The organism is Streptomyces sp. NPDC127084 (assembly GCF_042724175.1).
Classification (GTDB): domain Bacteria; phylum Actinomycetota; class Actinomycetes; order Streptomycetales; family Streptomycetaceae; genus Streptomyces.
On the sequence record NZ_JBHXFA010000218.1, the window covers coordinates 1 to 8,719 of the forward strand.

The following is an 8,719-nucleotide window of genomic DNA, read 5'->3' on the forward strand; positions in this document are numbered from 1 at the left end:
GTGCGGCGGGGGTTGTGCCCACCCCCCACACACCCCCCCCCCCGCCGGGGGGGGGGGGGCGCCCCGGGGGGGGGCGCCCCGCCGCCGTGCGAGTCGGCCCAGCTTCCTGGTCTGCAGAGCCCGGCCGATCCGGCCGGCCCGGGCCAGGCGTGGGCCAGCGGCGCCGAGGAAGGCCGGCAGCAGCGTCACCGACGCGACCACCATGGTCAGAACGACGATCGAGACGGCGAGCCCGCCCACCGTCATGAACGGTACGTTCGCGACCGCCAGGCCGAGGATCGATACGACGACGGTGCCGCCGGCGAAGACCACCGGCCGCCCCGCCGTGGCCACCGCTCGTCCGGCCGCCTCGTGCGGATCGAGCCCGCGCGCGAGGTACTCCCGGTGCCTGGCGAGCACGAACAGCGCGTAGTCGATGCCCACTCCGAGCCCGACCATGCTGCCCAGGACCGGTGCGAACGTGGGGACGTCCGTGACCCCCGCCAGTACCGTCATCGTGGCGACCCCGACGGTCAGTCCGAAGACCGCCATGGCGATCGGCAGCGCGGCGGCGACGAGCGAACCGAACGCCAGGAACAGGACCGCGGCCGCGGCGAGGAGGCCGATCAACTCGCTCGTGCCGCCGTCGGGGTCGGAGAAGGCGTAGAAGAGGTTCCCGCCCATCTCGATGCGCAGGGGCAGTTCGGCGCGCAGCCGGTCGCCGAGATCGACAAGGGCGTCGAGGTCTTCGGTCGACAGCCGGCTCTGGTCGGGGTACTGCACCCGGACGACCGCGATCCGCCCGTCGGCCGAGACGAGGCCGCCGCGCACGGCCTTTCCCCCGCCTGCGTCGAGTGCCCCCGCCGGGTCGCTCGTGCCGAGCACGTGCGGCAGCCGCTTCACCTCGGTCTGCAGCCGCGTGAGAGCGGTGCGCGCGCTGCCGTGGTCGAAGAACGTCGCACCGCCGTCGAGGGGGGTGACGACCACTTGGGCGGTCATCCCCTCCTGGCCGGTGCCGGCCCGCTCGATAAGTTGCGCGGCCCGTTGGGAGTCCAGTCCCGGAGCGGTCATCGAGTCCGCGGTCCGCCCGCCGATGGCGATGGCGGCGAGGACGGCAAGCGTGGCGGCAATCAGCCATGCCGCGATCACCCGCCAGGGATGGCGGGCGGCGCTTGTGCCCAGGCGCAACAGGGCTTTCGAGAGCATCGGTTCCTCCAACCACCTCGTCGGCCGTCCTTGTACCCCCCACGATGCCGAGGCTCGTCGCCACGGCGCTCTGCGGCATCGGCTCGCGGGCCGCGGATCCGTCAGCCCCAAGTCGGAGTGACGCCCAGTCCTTTCGGCCGATGCGCGGCACGGCACGGTCCCTACGCTGAGAACCGTGCTGCGAGACGACCTGCGAACCTTGTGGACCGAACCCCGGCCGCCCGACGCGCCCGCCCGGGTGCGGCGGGACTGGGCGCTGCTCGCCGCGGGCCTGGGCGGTGTGGTGCTGGAGGCCACCCTGCGCGAGAACGTCGTGTGGCGGCCGGTGGCGGTGGTGTTCGCCGTATGGCTGTGCCTGCTGCCCCTGTGGCGCCGGACCCGCCCGCTGGCGATGGTCACGCTGGCGTTCGGCTCGTCGATGCTGCTCCAGGTGCCCTCGCTCGTCGCCGCACCGCGCGAGCCCGTCGGCCTGTACACCGGCGCGGTCGTGCTCGTGCTGGTGTACGCGCTGCCACGGTGGGGATCGGGACGGGAGATCGTGCTGGGCGGCGCGGTGATCCTGGCGGCCTTCGCGCTGTGCGCCGTCACGGACGAAACCCCGGCCGCCGAACAGGTCGGGGGCTTCGTCTTCCTGTCGGCGCCCGGCTTGATCGGGGCCGCCGTGCGATTCTGGGGGACCGCTCGCGAGCGGCAGTTGGAGCAGGTACGCTCCCGCGAGCGTGAGCAGCTCGCCCGGGAACTGCACGACACGGTGGCCCACCACGTGTCGGCCATGGTGATCCGCGCCCAGGCGGGCCGGGTGCTCGCGGCCACCGACCCGTCCGCCGCCGCCGAGGCGCTGGAGGGGGTCGAGGAGGAAGGGGCGCGCACGCTGGAGGAAATGCGAGCCATGGTCGCCGCGCTGCGCGACCGCGGGGTCGGCGCCGAGCTGGCGCCGCCTGCCGGCGTCGCGGATCTGGACCGCCTGGTGCGCACGCCGGATGGTCGCCTCAAGGTCGACCTGGGGCTCGACGGCGAACTGGACACGCTGCCCCCGGCCTTGGACGCTGCCGTCTACCGCATCGTGCAGGAGTCGGTGACCAACGCCATGCGCCATGCGGTCAACGCGACCGAGGTCGTCGTCCGGGTCACCGCGGAACGGCACACGGTACGGGTGAGCGCGCGCGACAACGGCCAACGCACCGGCCGAGGTCGCGACGGATACGGACTTGCCGGACTGCGCGAGCGCGCTGTCCTGCTCGGCGGCAAACTACAAGCCGGCCCCGGCGCCGACCAGGGCTGGTATGTCGAAGCCGAGCTGCCCAGAGCGAGGAGCGACCGTGGCCATTCGCGTCCTCGTCGCTGACGACCAGGCGATCATCCGCACCGGGTTGCGGATCATGCTGAACGCCCAGCCCGGAATCGAGGTGGTCGGCGAGGCCGCCGACGGACACGAAGCGGTACGACTGGCCCGCGAACTGCGCCCCGAAGTCTGCCTGTTCGACATCCGCATGCCCGTACTCGACGGGCTCGAGGCCACCCGGCTGATCGCCGGCCCGGGCGTCGCCGACCCGCTGGCCGTGGTGGTCATCACCACGTTCGACCTCGACGAGTACGTCTACGGCTCACTGCGTGCCGGCGCCCGCGGATTCCTCCTCAAGGACACAGGACCAGACCTTCTGGCCCAGGCCGTACGCTCGGCGTCCGACGGTGAGGCGCTCATCGCGCCCAGCGTCACCGTCCGTCTGCTCCAGGCATTCGCGGACCTGCCCGCCGGCCGGCCCGCGGCCCAGCCGGTCTCCCCCGTCACCGCCCGCGAGGAGCAGGTGCTCCTCGCCGTCGCCCGCGGGCTGACCAACACCGAGATCGCCGATGCACTGCACATCAGCCTCAGCACAGTGAAGACGCATCTGGCCAGCCTGATGGCCAAACTCGGCGCCCGCAACCGGGTCGAGATCGCGATGTGGGCCTACGAAACGCGCCGTATCCTCCCCGGAACCTGAGCCGGGTGCCGGGCCATGTCCCATGAGTCCCCGCCCGGACATCAGTGCACCGGTCGGCTCACGTCGGCTCCGCGTGCCTCCCCCGCCCCAGAGCGTGACGTACCAGGAGGCCGGAGCTGGGACGGTGAGACACCCGATACGACAAGACTCCCGACAGCTACCTCGCCAGTCCCCACCTGCACGCCTCGATGATCTGGATCAAAGACCTCACCAGGACCACCCGATGATCACGACTCGATACGCGTCCTGGGACGCCTGGCTGTGGCCGAATGGCCAGGCGCTGTGGCCGACCGTACCGCCAGAACGGACCAATAGGACATATCGGTACACATGGCGTGCTGGGTAATTCTAGGCGTGATGTGTGAATGCGCCGGCGTCTGCCGGCAACACGGACCGCGAAGGGAAAGTGCATGTCTACCGCAGTTCAGCCCAGTGATTGTGATCGGGCCGTCGTCCTGAACACCGTGGAACGTGCCATCGCCGACATGGAGGTCGGTCGGCCCGTGATCGTGGTGGACGACGAGAGCCGCGAGAACGAGGGAGATCTCGTGGTGGCGGCTGAGAAGGTCACGCCCGAGATTGTTGCGTTCATGATGGCCGAGTGTCGGGGGCTGATCTGCGTTGCCATGGCAGGCTCGGATCTGGACCGTCTGGGCCTGCCGCCGATGGTGGCCCGCAACACGGAGACCAATCAGACGGCATTTACCGTCTCGGTCGACGCCAGCTCCGTCTACGGTGTCAGCACCGGGATTTCTGCCGCCGACAGGTCCACGACCATTCGACTTCTTGCTTCGGGCGAGTGCTCGCCGGAAAGCTTTACCCAGCCTGGCCACGTTTTCCCGCTGCGAGCGCGGTCGGCGGGCGTCCTTGCTCGAAACGGGCATACGGAAGCGGGAGTGGATCTGGCGATGCTCGCCGGACTTCGGCCTGCTGCAGCGATCGTGGAGATAGCCAACCAGGATGGCACCATGGCCCGCCTTCCGGACTTGGTCAGCTTTGCCCGTGAGCACGACCTCACGATCATCTCCATCGAGCAGATCATCGCCTATCGTCGCCATGCTGTTCGTCGGGAAGCCGAGGCTTGGCTGCCTACGGCCTTCGGTGACTTCCGTGCCTACGGCTATCGCAGTACGTCCAACGGTGTCGAACACATCGCCTTGGTCGTCGGCGACATCGGAGAGGGCGAGGACGTCCTGGTCCGGGTCCACTCCCAGTGCCTGACCGGCGACGTGTTCCATTCCCTGCGCTGTGACTGCGAGGCTCAGTTGCAGAAATCCCTCGCCCGCGTTGCTTCCGAAGGCCGCGGTGTCGTGCTCTACCTGCGTGACCACGAGGGGCGCGGAATCGGGCTGCTGTCGAAGCTGCGTGCCTATGAGCTGCAGGAACGGGGACGGGACACCCTTGAGGCCAATGTGGAGCTCGGCCTGCCCGTCGATGCCCGTGACTATGGTGTCGCTGCGCAGATGCTGGCCGATCTGGGAGTGCGCTCGCTGCGTCTACTGACCAACAACCCGGACAAGTCCGACGGCCTTGCCCGCTACAACGTGAAGATCAATTCCCGTGAGCCAGTGCTTACCGCCCCCGGGGAGCACAACCTGCGATACCTGCGCACCAAGCGGGATCGGATGGCCCACGACCTCCCTTGGCTTGACGCAGGAGCGCCCACGTCTGGCTGCGACAGGGACAGGGCGTACGGCGTCGTACCGAAGTGTCCTTCCTTTGTTTATCGGACTGCTTAGGCTTCCCCATGTGTGCCGGCTGCTGGGCGGCTCCCTTGTGGGACGGCTGCCCACGGCCATGTCGACGCTCGCGATCGCCCTGGCCTTGCGGCAAGCCGGGGAGAGTTATCAACTCGTGGGAACAGCCTCAGCCCTATTCGCGATCGCCTCGGGGATCGGCGGGGCAGCGCTGGGCCGGGCAGTGGACCGACTGGGCCAGCCACGCGTACTCGTGCCCGCCGCATGCCTCTCTGGCGGAGGATTCGCTCTGGTCGCACTCTCTCCGGACACCAGGTGGACCGTTTTGCTGGGCTCCGTGGTGGCAGGCTTGGCAGCGCCACCATTGGAGCCGTGCCTCCTGGCTCTGTGGCCGAGCCTGGTGGGCACGAAACAAAAGGCGGTGGATGCGGCCTACGCCCTCAACGCGGGCTCCCAACAATTGATCTTCATCGTCGGTCCACTCCTGGTCGTGGGACTTGCCGCCATCGGTCCGGCTCGCTCGGCCCTCTGGGCCGCTGCGGCACTGGGCCTGCTGGGCTCGCTCATAATGGCGACGTCCACACCCTCAAAAGCATGGACGACCGCCCCGCCCCGGCGACGCTGGCTTGGCGCTCTGCACAGCCCAGGACTGGTGGTGATGCTCATCGCACTGACCGGTTCGGGCTGGGCTATCGGCTCCTTCAACGTCTTCACCATCGCCTATGCCGAACAACATCCCATACCGGGCGGAGCCGGCACCCTGATGGCCATCGCCTCCATCGGGGCGCTGGCGGGTACCGCGGTGTCGCAGTCCCGGCACCCGCGCAAGACAGCCGCCCTGCCGGTCATTGCCGCCGCAGCGGCCACCTTGATGGCGGCGGCCTACTGGCTGCTCGCACTCGTCCCCGGGCCCACTGCCACAGCACTGGTCAGTCTCCTTGCCGGTGTGTTCTTCACGCCTCTGCTGACGGCAGCCTTCACCCTCACACCTCAGCAGGCGCCCCCGGGCACCATCACCGAAGCCTTCGCCTGGCTGGCCACCGCGGTCGCAGCAGGCATCGCCGGCGGCTCTGCGCTATGCGGAACCCTTCTCGCTGATGCCTCTCTCCATGCCGCCGGCGTCAACGCTGCTGCGGGAGTCACCCTCTGCGCCCTCCTGCTTGTCGCCTTCCACCGACTCCTCAAACACCCTGCCGTGCCAAGCAGTCGGTCAGCTCCCCCCATACCCGACGCTGTATAACTGCCCGAACGTAGAGGATGATTGCGGGCATGACCGAGTGGGCGACAAGCGGTCGCCGCTCCTCCGCAGCGGTAGCGAAGCCTATCGATGCCCCGCCATCCACCCCGCTCAAGGCCCGACGGCTCGCGCTGCGACTCCACTGAAGAGCTCGCACGATCACGTCGGGATAACGGAGAGGCACCCGGGCGTTCCACACGGTGTCCAGTGGGCCTGCTCGTATCCGGCGCTTCCCCGCTCGAAGACGTCGCGAGCCAAGGTCTTCCCTTCTCCCCTGTTCGCGATCCAGCATACGGATCACAAGATCTGTTTCATGGACTAAAGGTTGCACCCTCTGGCGCGTTCGCCTCTCAGGCGGGCGATGCCGCCCGCCAGGCTTCGGGCCGCCCCCGGACCGCCCCGCATCCCTGAAGCCCACTGGCCCGCCCTGATGGCTCATCCGCGTGGCCGCATCGCCTTACGGCGATAGCGTCGTCGAAGCGCAGATGCGGGGCACTTCCTTCCGCAAGACCATGTGCGCGGTGATGACCGCCGCAACCACGGCCGCGCCTGTGTGCTCGGCGAGTCCCCCTGCCCGAGGCCAATGCCACACTCCGGGGCCAGGCTCAGCCTGCCTGAGTCTGCGGCCCCTTACATCTCGGCACCGTGGTGAGCACCTCCAGGAAACTTGATGCATCTTGCACACACACCACCACGCATGCAGTTTTGCACCAGTAACAGATATTCTGACCGTTATGTTTCGTTGAGAAGGAGTCTGCGGACATGGAGGATGGCGGTGATGTTGCGGGTCCGCCCCAGCCGCGTTCCGCTGAGGTCCCGACACGGGTTGTGACGGCCAGGCAGGGAGGGAACCAGCTCCAGGCTCTGCATGAGGCCATCTCGTGGGTTGCGGCGGAGCAGGCGCTGCCCCGGCTACTGCTCCGCATTGCACAGGCAGCCGTAGCACTGGTGGATGCCCAGCATGGCGCTCTAGGCGTCCTCGGGAGCGACGGACGGCTCTCGCAGTTCCTCACAGTTGGCCTGACGGAGGAGGAAGCCGCAGCGATGGGGCCGTACCCGTCGGGAGAGGGAGTGTTGGGCGAGGTCATTCGCAACCCGGAACCTTTGAGGCTCGACGACCTGTCACGACATCCAGCCTCTTGCGGGTTCCCCGAGCACCACCCCCCGATGAGGCCCTCGCTCGGGGTGCCGGTCAAAGCAGGGGGGCGAGTCTTCGCCATCCTCTACTTGACGGAAAAGCAAACCGGGCAGACGTTTGACCAGGATGATCAAGCGGCCGTCTCCGCCCTGGCCGCTGCCTCGGGCATGGCCATTGACAGTACTCAATCACGCGAGCGGGCCGCCTACTTCCAACAATGGCTGGATGCAAATGCGGAAATGTCAAGTGGCCTTCTGTCAGGGGTAGACGAGCGCGAGTGGCTGGGGCCCCGGGCACTGGAATTGATCGCGGGTCACGCCTGCCGCATTCTGGCCGCAGACCTGGGACTGGTTCTACTCCCCGTGGACAGCGGGGACGACCTCTACGTCGGATATGCCGTAGGAGTCGGTTCCGCCGCTCACCTAGGCGCTATCCTCCCCAGCGGAGGGACACTTGCCAAGAAAGCGATCGCGGCCAAGGATGTCATCTGTTCCGATGCCACCAGTGATCCAGGCCCCCTGGCCGGCCTCGCCCTGGAGAACCCTTATGGACCGGTGGTCGCGGTCCCCATGCGCACGCGGCAGAGCGTACGTGGAGTGCTCATACTGGCGCGATCCGTGGGACAGATCCCCTTCACGCGATCGGAGACAGAGCCCTTGATGGGGTTCGTCGGCTCCGCCGCCTTGGCCATCGAACTAACCGAGCGTAAACACGCTTCCGAGGAACTGGCCTTGTTGGAGGACCACGACCGCATCGCCCGCGACCTGCACGATGTCGCGATTCAGCGACTTTTCGCAACCGGCATGACAGTGCAGAGCGTGCTGCGGTTCGTGGAGCGTCCCGAGGTCAGGGAACGACTGCTTCGGGCCGTCGACGACCTTGATGAGACTACGAGCATCATCCGATCCGCGGTCTTCGGGATTCGCCGTCACAACAGCGGCTCCCGGCAGGGACTGCGCGTTGGCATCGTCCAGATTGTGGAAGACGCACTGCCGCAGTTGTCCTTCACTCCCGCGCTGCGGATGGACGGTCTTATCGACACAGTCGTACCCACTGCGGTCGCCGAGCACCTGCTCGCAGTCTTGAGGGAGGCTTTGTCGAACATCGCCCGACACGCCCATGCCGGAGCGGCGGAAGTCTCCGTGGTCGTCGAGGATGAATCACTCACTCTGACCGTAACGGACAACGGCATCGGAGTCTCGAAAAACGCCCCTCACAGCGGCCTGGCCAATCTCGAAGACCGCGCGCGCCTGCTGGGCGGCTCGTTGAGCGTCCAGGCGGCGCCGCCATGGGGTACGCGATTGACGTGGCGAGTACCGCTCCCCGCTCACTAGTGCTGTGACCGGATAGGTTGGCCGGGAAGCTCGCGGCGTCCGGTGCGGTACATCGCAAGGCGGTGGGGGTCCCCCCGCCGAAGGCAGGGGGAGATCGCCCTCGTACTGGATGTACTCGGGTGATTCGACAACGCAGCGAGGTGCCG

Annotated in this window: 6 protein-coding genes; 5 read left to right on the plus strand and 1 reads right to left on the minus strand. The window is 68.0% G+C overall.

Translation table 11 applies throughout. From position 1 onward, the window contains the following. Positions 1–1,185 (minus strand): MMPL family transporter (locus ACFWI9_RS31190; RefSeq protein ID WP_387167717.1); only part of this gene is annotated, 1,185 nt, incomplete at its 3' end. 175 nt (positions 1,186–1,360) lie between these two features. Between ACFWI9_RS31190 and ACFWI9_RS31195 the strand changes: the two genes are divergently transcribed. From ACFWI9_RS31195 to ACFWI9_RS31215, 5 genes are all read left to right on the plus strand, one after another. Next, positions 1,361–2,530, plus strand: a complete 1,170-nt coding sequence (locus ACFWI9_RS31195; protein ID WP_387167720.1) for a sensor histidine kinase — start codon at positions 1,361–1,363, stop codon at positions 2,528–2,530. Further along, positions 2,505–3,167, plus strand: coding sequence for a response regulator (locus ACFWI9_RS31200; protein WP_387167723.1), 663 nt, complete (start codon positions 2,505–2,507; stop codon positions 3,165–3,167). Before ACFWI9_RS31195 ends, ACFWI9_RS31200 begins: the two co-directional genes overlap by 26 nt. A gap of 410 nt (positions 3,168–3,577) precedes the next feature. Beyond that, on the plus strand, positions 3,578–4,906 hold the full coding sequence (locus ACFWI9_RS31205) for a bifunctional 3,4-dihydroxy-2-butanone-4-phosphate synthase/GTP cyclohydrolase II (protein ID WP_387167726.1): 1,329 nt from the start codon (positions 3,578–3,580) through the stop codon (positions 4,904–4,906). A 58-nt stretch (positions 4,907–4,964) separates the two neighbouring features. Then, complete coding sequence (locus ACFWI9_RS31210) at positions 4,965–6,104, plus strand: MFS transporter (RefSeq protein WP_387167732.1); 1,140 nt, start codon at positions 4,965–4,967, stop codon at positions 6,102–6,104. A 759-nt stretch (positions 6,105–6,863) separates the two neighbouring features. Then, the gene (locus ACFWI9_RS31215; RefSeq protein WP_387167729.1) at positions 6,864–8,573 is read left to right on the plus strand and encodes a GAF domain-containing protein; all 1,710 of its coding nucleotides are present in this window, start codon (positions 6,864–6,866) and stop codon (positions 8,571–8,573) included. Positions 8,574–8,719 lie beyond the last annotated feature (146 nt).

Coding starts and splice junctions, on each gene's coding strand:
- ACFWI9_RS31205 (WP_387167726.1), top strand. CDS start 3,578: ATGTCTACCGCAGTTCAGCCCAGTGATTGTGATCGGGCCGTCGTCCTG.
- ACFWI9_RS31215 (WP_387167729.1), top strand. CDS start 6,864: ATGGAGGATGGCGGTGATGTTGCGGGTCCGCCCCAGCCGCGTTCCGCT.
- ACFWI9_RS31210 (WP_387167732.1), top strand. CDS start 4,965: ATGTCGACGCTCGCGATCGCCCTGGCCTTGCGGCAAGCCGGGGAGAGT.